General features: G+C 43.5%; 18 protein-coding genes. 4 read left to right on the plus strand and 14 right to left on the minus strand.

Annotated features, from left to right (window positions below; translation table 11 throughout):
• Positions 1-8 precede the first annotated feature (8 nt).
• The 4 genes from PNC201_RS05090 to PNC201_RS05105 all read right to left on the minus strand — a co-directional run bounded on the left by PNC201_RS05090 (position 9) and on the right by PNC201_RS05105 (position 5,802).
• Positions 9-1,379, minus strand: a complete 1,371-nt coding sequence (locus PNC201_RS05090) for a sigma-54-dependent transcriptional regulator (RefSeq protein WP_102056374.1) — start codon at positions 1,377-1,379, stop codon at positions 9-11.
• 65 nt (positions 1,380-1,444) lie between these two features.
• A complete protein-coding gene (locus PNC201_RS05095; RefSeq protein WP_102056375.1) occupies positions 1,445-3,832 on the minus strand; it encodes an FtsX-like permease family protein in 2,388 nt (795 codons plus the stop codon).
• Positions 3,829-4,536 carry an ABC transporter ATP-binding protein gene (locus tag PNC201_RS05100; RefSeq protein ID WP_102056376.1) on the minus strand — a complete coding sequence of 236 codons (708 nt, stop codon included), beginning with the start codon at positions 4,534-4,536 and terminating at the stop codon, positions 3,829-3,831. The genes PNC201_RS05095 and PNC201_RS05100 overlap by 4 nt, the downstream gene beginning before the upstream one ends.
• 18 nt (positions 4,537-4,554) lie before the next feature.
• Positions 4,555-5,802 (minus strand): efflux RND transporter periplasmic adaptor subunit, encoded by a 1,248-nt coding sequence (locus PNC201_RS05105; protein ID WP_102056377.1) that lies wholly within the window; start codon positions 5,800-5,802, stop codon positions 4,555-4,557.
• 265 nt (positions 5,803-6,067) lie between these two features.
• Between PNC201_RS05105 and PNC201_RS05110 the strand changes: the two genes are divergently transcribed.
• Positions 6,068-7,720, plus strand: coding sequence for an EamA family transporter (locus PNC201_RS05110; RefSeq protein ID WP_102056378.1), 1,653 nt, complete (start codon positions 6,068-6,070; stop codon positions 7,718-7,720).
• An 8-nt stretch (positions 7,721-7,728) separates the two neighbouring features.
• On the opposite strand, the gene PNC201_RS05115 is transcribed toward PNC201_RS05110, so the two are convergent.
• The 7 genes from PNC201_RS05115 to PNC201_RS05145 form a co-directional block, all read right to left on the minus strand.
• Complete coding sequence (locus tag PNC201_RS05115; protein ID WP_102056379.1) at positions 7,729-8,460, minus strand: hypothetical protein; 732 nt, start codon at positions 8,458-8,460, stop codon at positions 7,729-7,731.
• A 22-nt stretch (positions 8,461-8,482) separates the two neighbouring features.
• The gene (locus PNC201_RS05120; protein ID WP_102056380.1) at positions 8,483-9,436 is read right to left on the minus strand and encodes a tyrosine-type recombinase/integrase; all 954 of its coding nucleotides are present in this window, start codon (positions 9,434-9,436) and stop codon (positions 8,483-8,485) included.
• Positions 9,437-9,596: 160 nt separating this feature from the next.
• On the minus strand, positions 9,597-10,115 hold the full coding sequence (locus tag PNC201_RS05125; RefSeq protein ID WP_102056381.1) for an ester cyclase: 519 nt from the start codon (positions 10,113-10,115) through the stop codon (positions 9,597-9,599).
• Between the two features lie 12 nt (positions 10,116-10,127).
• On the minus strand, positions 10,128-11,066 hold the full coding sequence (locus PNC201_RS05130) for a polysaccharide deacetylase family protein (protein WP_102056382.1): 939 nt from the start codon (positions 11,064-11,066) through the stop codon (positions 10,128-10,130).
• 2 nt (positions 11,067-11,068) lie between these two features.
• Positions 11,069-11,620, minus strand: a complete 552-nt coding sequence (locus PNC201_RS05135) for a YbhB/YbcL family Raf kinase inhibitor-like protein (RefSeq protein WP_102056383.1) — start codon at positions 11,618-11,620, stop codon at positions 11,069-11,071.
• On the minus strand, positions 11,617-12,738 hold the full coding sequence (locus PNC201_RS05140; protein WP_102056384.1) for an alkene reductase: 1,122 nt from the start codon (positions 12,736-12,738) through the stop codon (positions 11,617-11,619). Before PNC201_RS05140 ends, PNC201_RS05135 begins: the two co-directional genes overlap by 4 nt.
• Before the next feature lie 13 nt (positions 12,739-12,751).
• Positions 12,752-13,171, minus strand: a complete 420-nt coding sequence (locus PNC201_RS05145; RefSeq protein WP_102056385.1) for a lactoylglutathione lyase — start codon at positions 13,169-13,171, stop codon at positions 12,752-12,754.
• Positions 13,172-13,283: 112 nt separating this feature from the next.
• On the opposite strand from PNC201_RS05145, the gene PNC201_RS05150 reads away from it, so the two are divergent.
• Positions 13,284-14,210 (plus strand): LysR family transcriptional regulator, encoded by a 927-nt coding sequence (locus tag PNC201_RS05150; protein ID WP_102056386.1) that lies wholly within the window; start codon positions 13,284-13,286, stop codon positions 14,208-14,210.
• Positions 14,211-14,306: 96 nt separating this feature from the next.
• On the plus strand, positions 14,307-14,924 hold the full coding sequence (locus PNC201_RS05155; protein WP_102056387.1) for an HAD family hydrolase: 618 nt from the start codon (positions 14,307-14,309) through the stop codon (positions 14,922-14,924).
• Positions 14,925-14,970: 46 nt separating this feature from the next.
• Here PNC201_RS05155 and PNC201_RS05160 read toward each other — a convergent pair whose 3' ends face one another.
• A complete protein-coding gene (locus tag PNC201_RS05160; RefSeq protein WP_010604115.1) occupies positions 14,971-15,183 on the minus strand; it encodes a hypothetical protein in 213 nt (70 codons plus the stop codon).
• Positions 15,184-15,215: 32 nt separating this feature from the next.
• Positions 15,216-15,398 (minus strand): hypothetical protein, encoded by a 183-nt coding sequence (locus PNC201_RS05165; protein WP_010604114.1) that lies wholly within the window; start codon positions 15,396-15,398, stop codon positions 15,216-15,218.
• 303 nt (positions 15,399-15,701) lie between these two features.
• Here PNC201_RS05165 and ggt point away from each other — a divergent pair, with 303 nt between their 5' ends.
• Positions 15,702-17,444: a gamma-glutamyltransferase gene (gene ggt, locus PNC201_RS05170; RefSeq protein ID WP_102056388.1), complete on the plus strand. Its 1,743-nt coding sequence runs from the start codon at positions 15,702-15,704 to the stop codon at positions 17,442-17,444.
• A gap of 226 nt (positions 17,445-17,670) precedes the next feature.
• Here ggt and PNC201_RS05175 read toward each other — a convergent pair whose 3' ends face one another.
• The gene (locus tag PNC201_RS05175; RefSeq protein ID WP_102056389.1) at positions 17,671-18,144 is read right to left on the minus strand and encodes a hypothetical protein; all 474 of its coding nucleotides are present in this window, start codon (positions 18,142-18,144) and stop codon (positions 17,671-17,673) included.
• Positions 18,145-18,149: the final 5 nt, after the last annotated feature.

Here is an 18,149-nt window from a genome sequence, read left to right on the forward strand (position 1 = left end):
AGGCAAGCTCATCGCGTTTTAATATCGAACTTATCAAGGCGACGATATAGGGCACTTTTACTGATCCCAAGTAAAACCGCAGCATCTTCCACATTATCATGGCATTGGCACAGCGCCATTTTAATCAATTTTTGCTCGGCTTGATCTAGCGTCATCATTTCAGGCTCACTCTGCTCTGTGGTTACCACAGATTTTAAAGAAAGCGCGCTTTCTTCAATTTCAGTGCCATCACACAGTAAAATCGCACGTTCCATCATATGGCTAAGTTCACGGATATTACCCGGGAATGCGTAACTTTGTAGTCTTGTTTTCGCTGCATGAGACAAAGGTTTTACGTCTAATTCATAGGCCGTTGCGTGCTTTTGAATAAAAAAGTCGGCCAGCGGAATTATCTCTGTGCGACGCAAGCGCAGTGGTGGGATCTCAAACTCCATTGTATTTAGTCTGAAATACAGGTCACTACGAAATTGACTTGCTTGTTGTTGCGACTCTAAATCTGCATTAGTTGCGCTAATGATTCTACAGCTTGCATGCTGCGTTTTGCTCGAGCCAACAGCTTCATATTCCCCTGTTTCTAATACTCGTAGTAGCTTCGCTTGTTGAGGCTCTGTGAGTGTGCCTACCTCATCCAAAAACAAAGTCCCTTGCTCAGCCATTGAGAAACGACCTTGTCTATCCTGTTTAGCGTCAGTAAACGCACCTTTCACATGGCCAAACATTTCGCTTTCAAACAGTGACTCTGGAATGGCCGCCATATTGGTGCTCACAAAGTTGCCTGTGATGTTACTTTGCTGGTGGATGTAGCTGGCAATTTGTGATTTTCCCGTACCATTTTCCCCTCTAAGCAATATATTCGCTTTGGTTTTGGCAATGCGATCAAGTTGGCTTTTTAGCGCTTGCATCGTAGGGCTTAACCAGAGTAACGCATCAGCATGGTCTACATTTGGCGCTATTTTAGCTGTGGTTAGTAGGGGGGAAGCCGATTGTTGTTTTGCAGTGATTTGCTTTAGCCCTAAATGCTTTTTCACCATCATTACTACAGCGTGGTTGTCCCAAGGCTTGGCAAAAAAGTCTTTGGCGCCGCGCTGCATGGCTTCGACGGCGAGTTCGACGCTAGACCAAGCGGTCATCGCAATAAAGGTTGCGCTACTTTGGCTTGCATACTGACTCAAAAAAGCGAGACCTTCATCGCCGGATGTCGTATCGAGCTCATAGTTCATGTCTAGCAGTACAATATCAATGTCGTGCGCATTGAGCTGCTTAGCGGCACAATCAAGACTACTACTTTGGAAAATGGTAAAACCGTGGTTTTTTAGTAAAAACTGTAAGCTAAGGCGGATATCGGCCTTGTCATCAACGATTAAAATTGAACCTTGCATAGTGTGTTGTAGGCAAAGAGCGTTTACACGCCACGCTTTGCCTACGCATTCCTGTTGTTATTAACTTATTCGTTTCTTAGCGCTTTAATGGGATCTTGCCTTATCACCCTTTGCACAGGTAAATAGCTTGCGATGAGCGCAATCAGCAGCATGATAGGGATTGTCACGATAACAGCGAACCAGCTCACGGAAATAGCAGTTGTGCTTATCTTTGTCAGTATCCCATATCCGATTGCAACGGTTAATGCACTCACTCCAAGGCCAATCATTACCGGTGTTAGACTCTGCTTGAGCACTTGTGCTATCAGTTTGTGTGTATGTGCGCCCAACGACAAGTGAATGCCAAGTTCATAGCGACGCATTTGTACACTGTAGTTGAGCACGCCGTAGATCCCGGCGCCAGCTAGGCTTAAGGTAAGGGCTAATAGGGCGACAGTCAACATTGCTTGCAGCCAAGTTTGTCTTAACCTCTGGGTTAGCATGTCATCTACAGGCTCAAAAAAAGCAAAGTTTAGACTCGGATGAATAACCTTGAGAGCATGAGTTAATTGGACTTTTGACAGTGCAGAATTCCCTTTGATAATAAAGGATGTGCTACCTTCGGTGACAGGCAAGTAATAGCGCTCTAAGGTATAGCCTCGGTTGCCTGTAGGCACGTAAATATCACTTACAACCCCAACCACTTTTCTTGGCACCTCTCTGTCAGCATAGAGGGTTTGACCGATTGGATTTTCATCTTTGTACAAACGCTTAGCGAGTGAGGCTGAGAGAATTATTTCGTTGTTGTCTGAGCCTGAGGCCATGATCGGTGTAAACCGGCTTCCTTGCTCAAGTGGTAGTGAAAGCGCAGTGAAACCGTCTTCGTCGTAAAAGGACAAACTGACGATACCGATCAGCGCAATATTTTGGTCATACAAATAATTTTGCCATCCCATTTGCAAAGGCGAAGCATAACTTGCCGATATCGATGTGATGCTCGCTTGATTGGCTAAAAGCTGTTTGATTTGTTTGCCAAGTTCAAAGTTATCGATTCCTGTGGCACTGCCATCGATACGGACATAGTACAAATGCTCAGTATCAAACCCTGTGGGATGAGTCATTTGCGCGTATGCGGGAACTAATTTGTTGGCCGCTAGAAAGAGTAAAATACTGGCAAAGCATACTTGTAATGCCACCAACACTTGACGAGTACGCTTGGAAATTTGCGCGCCAGTGCCTTTACCGCTGCTGTGTAGCGCATCTGTCAGGGCATGATAGTTTACTTGTTTGCTGGTAAACCAGGCGATGAGTAGCGCTATTATCAGACTCAGTGCACAAGCAACCACTATGGTCGGCCAGTCCAGAGTTAAGCCCTGCATGCGACTAAATAAATAGCTCAAGTCGTTTGCTAACCAAACATTCAACCACTCGGCAAGCAATAATCCGAGTATAGTAGCTGCCCCCACTAACAGGACGCTTTCGCAAAACATACTGACAAAAATGTGAGTAGGCTTTGCCCCCAGTGCCGCTTGAATTGCCATGGTGCGCTGTTTTTGCGCAGCCCTTGAGAGAAATAAATTAACCACATTGGTCAGGGCAATGAGCACCAAAACCGCAGCTGAGAACAACAAGGTAATGGCGAGCTCATCACTTCGTGCAACTATTTTGTCGCGCAGTGGTGTAAACTGAGCGCCAATTCGCGTGTTAGGCGCTACGTTTTCACGGGATTGGTAAAGCGTGTTAATCTGTTCGCCCAGCGCATGATTCATCTGCTCAATGTTTACACCCGCTTTCAGTCGAGCGATACCGTTAAACTGGCTACTGATGTTATTCCAGTGCGAGCTGGTGGTGACAGGCTCCGGAAAGCTACTAAAGCCGCTAACGGGAAAGCCACCAAAGATCTCAGGCACTTCAAACGCTTCTCCCGTTACTCCGATAATTTGATAGCGTTCACGATCTATGGAGGTGTAGCTACCAACGATATCTGGATCGGCATTAAAGTGCGTTATCCAAGACTGGTAACTCAGGACTAAAACTTTTTGTTCATCGCTGACGCCTTCGTCTTGCTTTAGCGCGCGACCAAGATGCAGTGGCGTGCCTAACAACTCAAAGAATTCGGGAGTCACTCGAATAATGTCTACCGTGGGCATATCCTTAATGTCCATAAAACGAGATGATACCAAGTGCATCATCGTCATTTTGTCGATAAATTGCTTATCTTGATATAGTCGAAACTGGGTGGAGAGCAGTTGGAATCCATATTGGGTTTCTCCATTAATGGTTTCGCTTTGATCGGTCACCCACAGCTTATCTGCATCAGGGTAGGGGAGCGGTTGCGTGATCAATCTATGGTTGATATTAATCACTACCGTTAGCGCTGCTAAGGTTAATGCTAGGGTGACAAGTACGGTAAGACTAAATCCCGGAAGCTTCCTCAGATTTGACAGTGCGAGCTTAAATTCCTCTTTTATCATCCCACCATCTCCAAATTCATTTCATCCACCATCACCCCATCTAACAAGAACAGTTTACGTTTTGCCATGTCTGCATACCTAGGGTCGTGGGTAACCATACACATGGTTGTGCCTTGGGCGTTTAGGTCGCTCAGCATTTTCATTACCGCATCGCCATTTTTTGAGTCCAAGTTTCCTGTAGGTTCGTCAATAAGCAGAATATCTGGCTGATTGGCGAGCGCACGGGCGATGGCGATACGTTGCTGCTGTCCGCCTGACAGTTGATTGGGCTTATGCTCTGCTCTGTGGGTCATTTGTACTAATTCCAAGCAAGTCATTACCCGTTCTTTTAACGCAGTACTTGAAAGTGCGGTGCTACTGTACTTGATAGGTAAGGCGATATTGTCAAAGACGTTCAATTCATCGATGAGGTTAAATGACTGAAACACAAAGCCAATATGTTTATTTCTTAGTGTGGCTCTTTGGTTGACGTCAAGGTTACTGACATCGTTACCCGCAATTGTGTAGGTGCCGGTGCTTGGGCTGTCTAATAAACCAAGAATATTTAGGAGTGTTGATTTGCCGCAGCCCGATGGGCCTGAAATTGACAGATATTCGCCCTGAGTTACATTGAGGTTTACACCACGCAGTGCCAGTGTTTCCATTCCGCCGAGGACAAACTTTTTAGTGATGTTTTTAAGTTCAATAACGTGTTTATTATTCATTGTTCTTCCTTTGGTTTGTTATTTGCTCAAAGTCACTATGGGTGTGTCGGCATAAGATGCCATATCTGACAAAATAAACTGCTGATTTGTCGAAGCGCCACTGAGCAGCTGAATGTGCTGTGACGTTTCTGCGCCATAGTGTACTTGAATTGCATGGGCTTGTTGTTTTTCTTTATCAACAAGATATAAGGTTGCTTGACTATAAGGCTTTGCACCGACGGGTTTGTCGATGAACAGCGCGGAACTCAATTTATCGATAGAGACTTTCCCCTCAATGTTTAGCTCGGGACGAGCACTCGTGGGCAGGCTTTTAGGCAGTGTCACCTCAACTTCAATATTGCCATTTTGTACCATTGGATTAATGCGCGACACTTGGCCTTCAATTAAGTCGTTACGGGTATTGATGCTCACATGCTGAGCCAGCTTTATTTGCTGGGCATAGGCTTGTGGGATCTGTAATTGCGCATATAAATCAGTGGTGCTGCCAACTAACACCAATTGAGTGCCAAGAGAGACACTTTGTCCAAGTTCCACATGAAGTTGCTGCAATACTCCTTTGATCCCAGCCCGTACAGTGAGCTTATTCACCCTATCTTGCACCAATAAAAATGCTTCATTACTGGCATCAATATTTGACTGCGCAAGCTGCAGGTTGGCTTTGTGTAAGGTCTGCAATTGTGATATTCGCTGTTGTTCAATATTAATGCGACGTTTCAGCTGGCGATGGGTAAGTACCGCGCGTTGGTAGTCGAGTTTAGAAACAACCCCATCTTCAACCAATTCTCCTTGAGCGGTAACCTCCAGCTCGGCACTTTCTAACTCAGATCTCAGAATTTCCAAATCTGCCTGATGAGACAGCAGTTCTCGTTGTTGATTGATATCGAGCTGTAGATATTGGTCTTGCGATTGCGCCAAACTGCGTTTGGCATCTTTTAAAGATTGGGCCAAATTTGCATCTTGTAATCTCATGATGATGCTGTCGGGGTTAACTTGTGCACCTGGGCGCAACACAATTTCTTCAACCGTGGCATTGCTCGCGGCACTTATCAAACGCGGCGTTTTCGATTTAAGCTGACCATATCCAGATACACTGACCTCTAAATCCCCTTGCTGGACCTCCGCAATCCATGTTTTTGCCATAGGCAAAGATGCCTGCGCTGAGGGCTGTATTAGCAGCCATATAATAACTACGGCGAAAATGGTTCCGCCAACAGCCCACAACCAGTTAACCTTGTTGCGCTTTTTATGTTCGACTTGTATATCCATGTTGATATCTCTGGTGGAATGAAGGTTGTTATTACTCAGTAGATAACAAGTCGCATGCCAAAACTTAATTTACTGAAATTATTAGGTTTTTTGTTTTGTCTGTTTGCATGGAAGGAGTGCTTTTTGCGGTTTCGAAAATAAAAATTGTGGTTTTGGGATGAGTTAGTACAGCATTTTTGTTGAATTTATGTAATTTTTTGTTGCAGTTTGGTTCGTGGTCTGGTTTTATCTAGGTTAGAGTAAAGTGTAAGGATAACTAGGAATTATGGCAACAAGAATCCTTATTTTAGCGGCAAATCCCAAAGATACTGATAGCTTAAGATTGGGAGAAGAAGTCGATAAAATAAAAGAAGGCCTGCGAAGATCAAGGTGCTGGAAAGATTATCAAGTTGAACATTATCATGCACCAACACCGACATCTATTAGGAGGGCTTTGCTAGATTTTGAGCCTGATATAGTGCACTTTTGTGGGCACGGAGCGGGTGATATTGGCCTTGCTTTTGAAAAAGAAGATGGAAACTCCCACCTAATTTCAGGCGAAGCGCTATCTGGGTTGTTTAAATTATTCTCCGATAACGTGAAGTGTGTAATATTAAACGCCTGTTACTCAGAAGCTCAAGCAAACTCCATCGTTGAACACATAGAGTCCGTTATAGGGATGAAAAAAGAAATAGGTGATGAAGCTGCCATAGAGTTTGCTGTAGCTATTTACGATGCCTTGGGAGCGGGTAAAAACATTGAATTTGCTTTTGAGCTTGGCTGCGTCGCGTTGCAAATGGCAAACATTCCTGAACACTTGACTCCGATTTTAAAAAAAAAAGATGGTAGATCAGCCGGTAACTCTGTTGTAAAAGCTGAAGTTATTGAGCGGAAAAAAGCCGGTTGTACTCTGAAAAATAATATAGAAAAGAACAAAGAAAGTAGGGCATTCTCGCCCTCTCAGATAAGTGATAACTATATGCTATCTGGGTTTCTTATTACCCTACTTGCCTCGTTTTTTTGGGGATTGGGTAATACTATAACAAGGTGGTCAATGGCCAAATTACCAAATGCTTCATATGAAATCACTTTCGTGAAGTATATTTCTGCATCTTGCTTTCTGTTTGCAGTAGGCTTTGCAATTAGAAAAATATCTTCTAATAAAGGCGAGATATTTCCCTCTCTTAAAAGTATTAATTTAAATTACTTTTTATTAGCAGCTCTTGCCAAAGGCCTGAGCATGTATTTTTGGCTTCTAGCTGTTACTCAATCTAACGCTAGCCTAGTCGCAGCACTTGAAAATATGCACGTAGTTTGGACTGCATTAATACTATTTTTATTAATGAAAAATGCCCCAGTAAAAAAATGGATAACAAGTAGCTTAGTCATTACGTTAGGGGTTGTCATGATCTCTGGTCAAATAAACAATGAATCTGAGATAAATTATTTAGCAATATTATTTGGAGCTTTATCCGGCCTTGGGTTTTCTATCTTTGGCATCCTATGGACAGAGAAGCATACTCAATCAGAAGAACTATGGGAGCGAACAATAGGAATGGGGTTTCTTTTACTCATTGCTAGTCTGATTGTATTTCCTATTCATATGTTATTAAGCTATTTTTTGCTTGAAAAATCGTTTGATTTTTTTAATGGTATCGCAGGGCTAGATATCAGTGTGCAAGCAATAAATGGCTTGATTGGTATTGGAGTAACTTATTTTTTAATAAATGAATCTCTTTCATACATTAAAAAGGCCAATGTATTATCGAGTCTTTTCCTCGGGTTAGGACTCTCTTTCGCCGTTCCAATTACCATGGTTAGTGAATGTTTCCTACTGAATGTCGAAGTAAAGACTTATCAGTGGATAGGGCTGTTGCTATTCTTAATTGGTTACTCTTACATAAGATCCGATTTATTTAGGATTAATAAAAAGACCTAGTTTTAGAGTTAATTTTTACTTAATAATGTATTTGCCAAGCTATCGAATAATATTACTATCTCTTTTCCGAAAAGCTCAATACCTTCATTAAATCCCAACTCGTTCAGATTTAATGAATGGCAATAGCTTCTTAGCAAAATGGCGTGGTCTTGATGTGCTGGTTCTATCTCATTTGCATGAGAAGAAAAAAATTCCAAGTCTAGCTCTAAATCATTTTCGATTGAAAACTTTTTTATGAATTTATAGAAATGAGAAAACCAACAGTTAGCATAGATTTCATCAGCAAATAAAGCACCTAATGCAACAGCTTTGTCATCTCCACCAATTAAGTTCACAATGCCAAAATTAAAAAAGTTATTACAATCTTGGCCCCAGTTGCATTTCTCTTGAGGAGACATATTCATTGAGTCAATGAGGCTGAAAATCATTTTTATATGAGTTACGCCTTTTTGATGTAAATCGACTAATTCAATATCAGCTCCAAACTCCGACGCCATATGAGGATCTAAAAAGCTGCATAAGAACTTATCATGTCCACAAAAAACTTTTCTCATATTCGCCAGCGCAGATATAAAGTAAATGTTGTAACCTAACTGCATAGCTAACAGCTTTTTGATGAACCTTGTAGAAGGGGTATGACTCTTCATCAGCTCGAATAAATGATGTTGCTCTAATTCTTTTTGTTTCTCAGAGATCTTTTCGTTTATTAACGAGTACTGATGATCATTAGCTCTATTCATTGATAATTCCTAGTTATCCTTACTAACTAGCAATTCGTTTCCTTACATTGGCTTTAGTGATCTTCTTTTGCAGAGCGCTGTCGGTAACATGGGTATAAATTTCCGTGGTTGAGATACTACTGTGTCCGAGTAATCGTTGAACGAAGCGAATGTCGAGGCCAGATTCAAGTAGTTCACATGCTGCACTGTGCCTAAGCATGTGTGGAGTGACTTTGAGTTGGGTGTATGCTTGTTGACTAAGTTTTTTGATTAGTTTGCGTAAAAATTGCGTTGATGCAGGCTCCCCGCGGCTATTAATCAGTAAATGATCGCAATGTGGTGCGCAAATAGCGCGGCTTTCAATATAGTTCTTGAGTAATTTGGCTATTTCTTGGTCTGTGAGATACACAAACCTTTCTCTGGCTCCCTTACCTAAGATTTTAATCTTCTTTTCGTTGATATAGATGTCAGTTAAACAAATTCCAGCAAGCTCAGATACTCGGATCCCTGTGCTAATCATAAGTTCTAACGCGATGAGTGAAGTAAATTCATTTAGCATGCGCTTTTGACTGACGCTATATGTGTTTGATGATTCTACCCATAAGTTTTTACAGTTTTTTCTGGCTTGTTTGAGCAAGCGTTTCAAGTCTGAGTGTGGTACGTTTCTTGGCAATCTTTTAGGTAGCTTGATGTCTAGCTGAAATTTATGAAAAGGATTAAGCTCGATGAATTCCTCTCGCTCAAGCCACTGGAACATAGCCCTTACACACGCCATTTTGCGCTTTATTGATGTGTTTGATAGCTCTGCATCAACCAGAAATTGATGGAACTGTGATAAGTCTACTTTGCTAATATCTTTAATGCTTTTATTTTCATCAAGTGCCTGCATAAACTGCTTTAGGTCAATTTGATATGCTTTCAAGGTGTGATCTGAGAGTTTACGTTTATCTTTACACAGGGAAATGAACTGTTGAGAAAGTTGGTTTATTGATTGCACTGCGATAAATCTACTTTTGCTAATACCTAATTTAGTGACCGTATTAGAACAGATTGTTGATAAAAACTGTATATAATCAATTGATTTAAAGGAATGTAGAATACAAGCGTGTTGTTAAATAGGCTCCAAATTGGAGCCTCGGTATTATGACAATAATTGTTTATTCGTTAATCTGCATTTGTTCAAAGAGCGTATGGTAGTCTTCTAGATGCCAATTTTTAGTGATTTTCTCGCCATCAACGTAGTAAACATCGACGGCTCGAAAATCAATCGCTTGACCTGCTCCTTGGTGCACACCAAACTGGCCGCTGAAGTGTCCAAAGAAACGTAATCGTACCGTAACAAATGAACCACTGACTAATAAGTGCTCGACTTCTGCTTTCAGGTCTGGCACTGCGCGACGAAATCCTGATGAGGCTTCTAGCACGCCTTTCAAGCCTTGTTTTCTACCTCTTGGTAATGTCATATCAGTAAATGTGTTACTCAGTGCCTGTCTCGCAAACTTAGTGTCTCCACTGTCCCAAAAAGCAGCGTATTGCAAGGCGGCATTCGCGGCCGTTTGACATTGTCCTGAGTCACAAATTTGCGTAACTTTCGCCACGGGTAACTCTTCGTTAGATGCTGCTAATGCTGTAGTCACACTGACACTTAGCGCTAAAATTAAAGCATGCTTAATCATTACCTTGCACCTCTAAAACACGCGTTCTGGGTTGGTTGGTACGTCTTGCTGTTTTAGGGTCCATTTCGCTATGTCTATTTTGCGCATAAACTTAACCTTTGGGTGCGATTTAGCGTAGTGAATAAAGTCGTCAAGTGCTTTTACGCGTGCAGGGCTGCCTGCGAGTCTGTCGTGTGCACTAATAGACATCATGCGGCGCTGGGATTTTCCTTCTTCATAAAGCACATCAAACTCGTCCTTTAACTCTTGCAAATAGGCTTTTGCTGTCATTGCGGAGCTGCCGCCATAGCGCACGATATCGTTGTTTCTAAAGGTGTAGGGGACAACAACGAAAGGCTTGCCATTGACCGGTGTTAACGAAGGCTCATCCCGAGATAAGTCATCAATATGATAGACAAAACCAAGGGACTGCAAAATAGTTAGAGTTTGCTGTGAATGGCGCATCCAAAATGCGTTAAAGCCTTTTGGCCTTTGCCCGGTGATCTTTTCAAGCACATCTGCACTGTGAATATAAGATGCACGTTCTTCTTCGGGTGTCATCGAGTATTGTGGTGTCCAGTTTTGTCCATGACCTGAAATTTCATGCCCTTTTTCTGCCACCATTTTGGCAAGTTTAGGATTAAGCTCTGCAGCTTTTCCTACCATGTGGGACGTCACTTTGATGTTGTGCTTATCCCAAAGCTTAAGCAATCGTGGGATCCCTTCATTCATGCCATACTGATACCAAGTAGGAGCGACGGTGTCGGGGTAGCCCGCTTCTTGCTGAGGAAATGGCCCAGGATCGCTTGGGTCTTGCGCGGTTGCTTCAAACTGCATGGAGATAGAGATCACCAATTGAGCATCATCAGGCCAGTAATGGCCAGACTCTATTTCAGCGCCGTGGGCTGTGCCTGCAAGCAGGGCAGTTGCTGTTAGTAGCGCTCGAATACTTGTGGTCAACGTGGTACGCATGGTTATTCTCCTGCGGCTCTTGGGCCGGCATACACAGAAAGTGTTGCCTGCGCTAAGCTATGCTGGTGGATAAAAAATCCAGTAAGTGGTGCCGTTGCACCAGCTGGCACGGGGAGTGTATCTACATCTAGTGCATGCACGGTAAAGGTGTATTTATGTTTGCGGCCAATAGGCGGGCACGGGCCAAAGTACCCAGGCTTTCCTAAATCCGTATTACCTTCAATGGCTTGGCTTGGTAAAGTTTCTGCAAGCCGAGTCGTGTCTTTGGGCAAGTTATACACTTGCCAGTGCCAAAATCCGCTGCCGGTTGGCGCGTCTTGATCGTAAAACGTCACCGCAAAGCTCTTGGTTTGTTTAGGTGCATTTGACCAAACTAAGGTTGGCCGTGTGCTGTTTCCCTCGCAGCCAAATTGATCCCAGTATTGAAATGGTCGAATAGATTTTTCGGCAACAAGATCTGGGCTTTCTAGTGTAAACTCAGGTGCTGAAATTGCATTGGTTGCACCGAGTAATGCCATAGAGGCTAGGGATAAATGCAGTAATAATGGCTTCATATTGCACCTTTTGCTCTTAATTGTTGGAAATCTGCATAGTCGGTGTAGCCTTGCTCGCTACCACCAAACAAAGGCGCATCAGGGTTGATTGGACTCAAAGGCAATTGATGAGTTAGGCGGTATACGAGATCTGGGTTGGAGATAAACTTGCGACCAAAAGCCACAAAGTCGACTAGGCCTTGTTCAATAAGGGCTTCGGCTTGCTCTGGCTCGTAATTTCCCGCCACAATAATGGCGCCGTGGAATTTTCTTCTTAGTGCTTGCCTAAAACTCTCCGTCACGACCGGCGCATCATCCCAGTCCGCTTCTGCTAAGTGCACATAGGCAATGCCTAAGCGGTTAAAGTGCTCCGCGGCGAGCAAAATAGTATCAATGGCTTCTTCGTCTTGCATGCCACGTTGGGTAATAAAAGGCGCTAACCGGATCCCTACTTTTTCAGGCCCAATTGCTTGGCTAATCGCAGTGATAACTTCAACCGCAAAGCGAATTCGGTTTTCCTTCGAGCCACCATATTGATCATGGCGTTGATTAGAGCTGCGGCGTAAAAACTGGTCGATTAAGTAGCCATTACCAGCGTGGATCTCGACGCCATTAAACCCCGCCATCATGGCATTCTCAGCCGCATGGACATAATCTTCGACTATGCTCTGTATTTCTTGGGTTGCCAGTGCACGTGGTGTTGGGCAATCGACCATTTCACCCACTCCTTTTTCGTTGACCACCCACACTTGTGCGTCGGGCGCCAGTGCTGAGGGGGCGACGGGTTGGCCATCTTCATGAAAAGTGGAGTGAGACATACGACCAACATGCCAAAGCTGACAGAAAATACGGCCACCTTTTTGCTGGACTGCATGGGTGATTTCTTTCCATCCAGCAACCTGCGAAGCAGTATAAATTCCGGGAGTAAATGAATATCCTTTGCCCTGACAAGAGATTTGTGTGGCTTCACTAATGATAAGCCCTGCCGAAGCGCGTTGGGCGTAGTACTTTGCCATCAACTGGTTTGGAATATCTCCCGGTTGTGTTGTTCGAGAGCGGGTCATTGGTGCCATCAAAATGCGGTTTGGTAAGATTAAATTACCGAGTTTTTTCTGCGTAAATAACAATGGATCAGACATAGTATTCTCCTAATTATTGGACAAGTGAGTTGATGTGGCGTGGGAACAGCACTTCAATTTTTAGAGATTCAGGTGCAAAGATAAAAACCTGATGCTCATTGCTAATAGGGACATCTCGTTCCACGTAACGAACGCCAAAATGCTCTAGTCGGGCGATTAACCCGGGGTAATCGTCACCACGAAATGCAATATGATCTATGTTGCTAGTACTCATTCTTGTGTTTTGCACAGAACCAAGGTATTCAGCCTGTGCTTGGGTATGTGGTGATTGTTCAACCAGATGAATGAAAGGTTGCTGTTGGTCGCCATAAAACCACTTTCCTGGAAATGGAAAAGGTGGACGTAAGCCTTCTTTAAGCCTAAGCACTTGCTCAAAAAAGGTTGCCATTTTTGCCATGTCATGTGCTCTAAACAAAAAGTGATCTAACTGCATGGTGTGTTACCTCCATTGGTGTTAGCGATTTATGTGTTGAGAACAGTCTATTTGTTTATTAATATTTGATAATTGGCTTTTATATAAAATTACTTTTCATAAAAGGTGAATAATGAAAAGCAAAGCAGACGATATGGCGCTTTTTGTTCAAGTGGTGCGCTCTGATGGCCTGGCTGCGGCAGGGCGAGTATTAGGGCTTTCTCCAGCGAGCATGACCGCACGGATCAATGCACTTGAAGCGCACTATAAAACCCGTTTACTTACTCGAAACACCAGAAGTATCAAACTGACAGAAGCGGGAGAGCGGTTTTATCAGGGCTGTGTGCGAGTCATTGAGGAGGTCGCGGCGGCGGAGGCACTACTGCAAGATGCCGATCCCGATTTGAGAGGCACACTCAAAATTGCAGCAAGCTCAGACTTTGGCCGTCAGTACGTGGTTCCCGCCGTTGCGGAGTTTGCCACGCAGCATCCACAGGTGGTGGTTAACTTGAGCTTAGGGGAGGGCTTGGTCAAATTAGTTGAGTCTGGCACTGATATCGCCATTCGTTATGGTAATTTAAATGATAGCAGTTTGATATCTCGGCCTTTGTTAAACAACCGCAGAATGCTGGTGGCTGCCCCAAACTATCTCGAACGGTATGGTACACCAGATTGCTATCAAGCATTACAGCGTCATCGCTGCTTAGTACTGGAAAGAGCAGGACAGGCGCTAAACGATTGGTATTTTATCGACAGAGACACGCAAGCAACCATCATTGAAACCGTGCCTACCTGTTTAGTGAGTTCAGATGGAGAAGTATTGCGAAACTGGGCTATTCAAGGGCTTGGGATCACCATTAAGTCATGGCTGGATGTTCACAAAGATATTAAAGCGGGGCGATTGGTAGAGTTGTTGCCAACTCAAACATTGGGATTTAGTCCAACGGACTCAGATAAAGTCGCGCTGCAAGCTATTTATCCATCTAGGCAGTTTCAACCTCGCCAAGTCAAAGCGTTTCTCACCTTTTTTAGCGAGTATTTACAACAAATACATGATTGATTTTATTTCAATGAAGTCTAACGAATTAGCCGTGCGTAAGTGGTAAAGATATGCATAATAAACGCTCATATTTAAACTAACTAAAGAGGTTCAAGGATGGCAATTGGCAATATTAAACACGTAATTTTTGACGTCGGTAACGTATTTGTGAGGTGGTCACCAGAGGAGATAGTTCGGCTTACCTTTGGCAACCAATGCGACGTTGAGAGTCTAGCTAAGCAGCTGTTCCACAGTGAGATTTGGTTTGCGATTAATCGAGGCGAACTGACAGAAGCAGACACCAAGGACGCTTTTATACGAACCTGTCACTTAACCTCTGAGCAAGCTGACGAACTGTTCTTTTATATCAAAGAATCGCTGATCCCACTTTATGGCACGCTTTCACTGATGCAGCGCCTAAAGGCGGCTGGATATAGTGCTTATGCCCTGACCGATAATGTGCACGAGATTGTGAGCCACCTAAAAGCGCGTCATACTTTCTGGCAACACTTTGACGGAGAAATTATTTCTGCTGAGCTTGGATGCATGAAGCCCGGCAAAGCTATTTTTACTCACTTACTGGAGCGCTACCAACTAGCGGCAGATGACTGTGTTTTTCTTGATGATGTCTTAGCGAATGTTGAAGGTGCAAAGCAGGTCGGATTACATGGCATTCAGTTCTTTAATGCGGCTCAAGCTGAACGCGAGTTACGTGAGCTAGGATTAGTGTTTTAAGTAGGTCGAGACTCCAAAATAGGCCCAAGTACGGGCCTAAAAAGAATTAATCGCACATATACTGTCTATTTGTGAAAGCACAGTCGTGATCACCGTAACAAGAGATAGCACCTGTACGACAATCGTGGCGGTTAGTCGGTACACAGTCCAAATCAGTCAAACGGTTTACACCACCACCAATTTGGGGGGTTGCTTGTGGTGCAATAGCTTGAGCATTGTTTAAGTTTTTAAGCGGCTTTTTATTCAGTTTAATTTTCATTTTTCATTTCCTTTGGGTGGTAAGAAAGCGTATTAACAGCGAAGAGAGCCACAGTTATAGCAAGAACCAAATGCTTTCGTGTTGCATAACTCGGTTATTTCTCTGTCACAACCCGCGGTTAAATAACCTCCCGCGATGTTTGGTGTTTGGGCTTTTTCCAAGCCTGCAGTATGGTTCAGTTGTTTTATCTTTCTTTTTGTTAGAGTTAATTTCATCTTATTTTCCTTATTGTGAAAGCTTGAATTGTCGTACAAAAAACAAACTACATTATTGACTGTACCCAACGTAAATTATTTGTCAAATATGTTTTTTAAAGGTTAAATTTGTGTTTTTCTCAATTGCCTTATTTCAACCCTGTGTAACTTCAATGCTCGATGACAAGCTGCTTTTTAGCCTTGAGTGCAGTAACTATGGTGTAACGTAAATTTGCACTGTCAGTCGCCCAACGCATCGATATTGTTTGGTCTTTTTAATCATGCAACACTGCAACATGAGAATAATTAAAAAACGGGATGAAGATGCGTAAATTAACAGCCTTGGTGTGGACTTGCTCTGTTTCCTTATGTACGGGTGTTGCGTTTGGTAACACGGCGCAAGCTGACGAGTCACCAATATTTAGTTCTAAAGCCACGGCACAGCCAATATGGGCTGAACACGGCATGGTATCTAGCCAAGAGGCACTTGCTAGTCAGGTTGGTGTAGAGATTTTAAAGCAAGGTGGCAATGCCGTTGATGCGGCTGTTGCAGTAGGTTTTAGTCTTGCCGTGACTTTGCCAAGGGCCGGAAATATCGGCGGTGGTGGCTTTATGCTAGTGCATCTGGCAAAAGAGAATAAAACCATTGCGATTGATTATCGCGAAATGGCGCCGAGCCGTGCGCACAAAGACATCTTTATTGATGAAAACGGCGAGGTAAACCCAAAGCTAAGCCTTCAGCACGGCCTTGCCGTGGGGGTTCCCGGAACTGTTATGGGGATGGAGTTAGGACTCGAAAAATACGGCACCATGACACTTAGCCAAGTTATTCAGCCTGCAATAAAATTGGCGCGTGATGGCATTAAAGTGACCTCTGATTTAGCTAATTCGCTTTCTCATAATTACATTAAAGAACGAATGCTCGATGTACCGGCGTCTAAGGCCGTGTTTTATAAAAAAGATGGTAGCAGCTATAAGCCAAATGAATGGCTGGTGCAGGCTGACTTGGCTCACTCTTTGGAACTTGTTGCCGAAAAAGGCAGTGCAGGCTTTTATCAGGGCGAGACAGCAAAGAAAATTGTTGCTGCGGTAGAAGCAGCAGGTGGCATTATGTCGCTGGATGATTTAAAAGGCTACAAAGCGGTAGAGCGTGAACCAGTAAAAGGTACATATCGCGGCTACGACATCGTTTCTATGCCGCCTCCTTCATCTGGTGGTGTGCATATCATAGAGATGCTCAACATGCTGGAGCAATACCCTATTGGTGAGCTTGGGCATAATAGCGCTGCTACCGTCCATTTAATGGCTGAGGTCATGAAGCGTGCGTATGCTGACCGCAGCGAATATTTGGGCGACCCTGACTTCTACGACGTACCCGTTAAAGCATTGGTGGATAAGCAATATGCAAAGCAGCGTAGTAAACAAATTAATGCAGACAAAGCGACGCCAAGCCGCGAGATTAAGCCCGGTAAATTATTACCTTATGAGAGTAACCAAACCACGCATTATTCTGTGGTAGATAAGTGGGGCAATGCGGTGAGTAACACTTACACGCTCAATTTTAGCTATGGCTCAGGTATTGTCGCGGCTGGCACTGGCATTCTACTTAACAACGAAATGGATGATTTCTCGGCAAAGCCCGGCACACCAAACGGTTTTGGCTTGGTTGGTGGAGAAGCTAACGCCGTTGAAGGCAAGAAGCGCCCGCTGAGCTCAATGACACCCACGATTGTAATGAAAGAGGGTAAACCCTTTTTGGTAACGGGTAGCCCTGGTGGCTCACGTATTATCACCACCACGCTGCAAATCATTATGAATGTTATTGATCATGGCTTAAACATTGCTGAAGCAACCATGGCTCCGCGTATTCACCACCAATGGTTACCAGATGAAATTCGTATTGAACGTAGCTTAAATGTGGATACTCGACGTCTACTAGAAAACAAAGGACACACACTTTCAGAGCAGAATGCGATGGGCTCAACCCAGTCAATCATGCTTACCGATAAAGGTCTATTTGGCTCCTCAGATCCAAGGCGTGCAGATAGCGCTGCGGTGGGGTACTAATACCAATTGAATTAATTCTCTAATAAATTTGAAGGGTGAAATAGCATATTAGCTTCGTTAAAAATTTCTCATTTAGAACAACTAAATAGCAAAATTTTTGCCTTGCTACTAAAGCTATTTCCCCGCTTCAAGATAGATCATTTACTTAATACAACTGGTATAATATCCTGATTTCCATTGAGTCTTAAGTGTAATTCAAATCGAGTAGGGGCGAGATGCCCCTTTTCTATGCGCTTTCTTTGATTAAATACTCTGGCAGTGGCCAATTCATGACGATGACTTCGCCTTGCCAAGTTTCAATCGTCAGCCAAACCTTGTCGTCTTTTGATAATGTTTTCTTTGCTAAAGCATGTACGTGTTGACCGTGTTTTGTGCCGTGAAGGATCCCGAGCTCATGCTTCATAAGCTGTGCAAGTGGCATCGCGTTGGGGCCGATATTGAGATAGCCTTGGCGCACAGATTCAACGTCACCTTTATTGAACAGTAGTAAGAAGTCTTTGACGTATAAGTTATCGTGGATGTATGGCGGCTTGTCGTCAAAAGGCATTGGTGTAATGCTGTACTTTCCAAGTGTTTGCTCCGCCAATGGAGCGGGAAATTCTGGATGTAATGATTGATAATAAAACCAAGCTGGCAATACCAGCAATAGAGCATTTAACCAATATTTATTGTGTTGTATAAAGCGTTTGACTGCATTCATGGCGA

This window comes from Pseudoalteromonas sp. NC201 (assembly GCF_002850255.1).
Taxonomy (GTDB): domain Bacteria; phylum Pseudomonadota; class Gammaproteobacteria; order Enterobacterales; family Alteromonadaceae; genus Pseudoalteromonas.